General features: G+C 51.8%; 1 rRNA gene. It reads right to left on the bottom strand.

Annotated features, from left to right (window positions below):
• Nucleotides 1-35: 35 nt before the first annotated feature.
• Nucleotides 36-1,500: ribosomal RNA gene (locus WMO20_RS14350) — 23S ribosomal RNA — on the bottom strand; the annotation flags it as partial.

Raw genomic sequence — 1,500 nt, 5'->3', positions numbered from 1 at the left:
CATTTTTTCGTTGACTTAAAAGTCTCAAGCGAATTGTGGTCAAGCCCTCGACCTATTAGTACACGCTTGCTGAATGGATCACTCCACTTACACATCGTGCCTATCAACCTTGTAGTCTTCAAGGGGTCTTACTTGTTTGAAACAATGGGATATCTTATCTTTGGGTCGGCTTCACGCTTAGATGCTTTCAGCGTTTATCCGATCCGTACATAGTTGCCCAGCTATGCCCTTGGCAGAACAACTGGTGCGCCAGAGGTACGTCCGCTCCGGTCCTCTCGTACTAGGAACAGCTCCCATCAAATATCCTGCGCCCACGACAGATAGGGACCGAACTGTCTCACGACGTTCTGAACCCAGCTCGCGTACCGCTTTAATTGGCGAACAGCCAAACCCTTGGGACCGAATACAGCCCCAGGATGCGATGAGCCGACATCGAGGTGCCAAACCTCCCCGTCGATGTGGACTCTTGGGGGAGATCAGCCTGTTATCCCCAGGGTAACTTTTATCCGTTGAGCGATGGCATTTCCACTCACATACCACCGGATCACTAACTCCAACTTTCGTTACTGCTCGACCCGTCAGTCTCGCAGTTAGGCTCGCTTCTGCGTTTGCACTCTTTTGCTTGATTTCCGTTCAAGCTGAGCGAACCTTTGAACGCCTCCGTTACTCTTTAGGAGGCGACCGCCCCAGTCAAACTGCCCACCTAACAATGTCCCCCGCCTTGATTCAAAGGCGCAGGTTAGAATTCCAATATCGCAAGGATGGTATCCCAACGGCCACTCCACAAATGCCAAAGCACTTGTTTCCCTGTGTCCCATCTATCCTGTGCATGCAACATCGAAACCCAATATTAGGCTACAGTAAAGCTCCATGGGGTCTTTCCGTCTTGTCGCGGGTAACCGGCATCTTCACCGGTACTACAATTTCGCCGGGCGGGCTGTCGAGACAGTGCCCAAATCATTACGCCTTTCATGCGGGTCAGAACTTACCTGACAAGGAATTTCGCTACCTTAGGACCGTTATAGTTACGGCCGCCGTTCACTGGGGCTTCGATTCAATGCTTGCACATCTCCTCTTAACCTTCCAGCACCGGGCAGGCGTCAGCTCGTATACGTCATCTTTCGATTTAGCACAAACCTGTGTTTTTGGTAAACAGTTGCTTGGGCCGATTCTCTGCGGCTCCATCTCTGGAGCACCCCTTCTCCCGAAGTTACGGGGTCAATTTGCCGAGTTCCTTAACAACCCTTCTCCCGTTGGCCTTAGAATCTTCTTCCTACCTACCTGTGTCGGTTTGCGGTACGGGCACCGCAGAAATACACACAGCTTTTCTCGCCATCTTCCATCCCGGACTTCGGTACTAATTTCCCTCGATCGCTACCGGAACCAACACCCGGCTCCGAGACTTCAAATGTGTCCCTGTGTTTAACTCTTTTGGTGGTGACGGAATCTCTACCGTCTGTGCATCGGCTACGCCGTTAGGCCTCACCTTAGCTCCCGACT

Origin of the sequence: Faecalibacterium intestinale (assembly GCF_040096575.1) — a bacterium.
Classification (GTDB): Bacteria; Bacillota; Clostridia; order Oscillospirales; family Ruminococcaceae; genus Faecalibacterium; species Faecalibacterium intestinale.
This window is presented reverse-complemented; position numbering and strand designations above follow the sequence as displayed.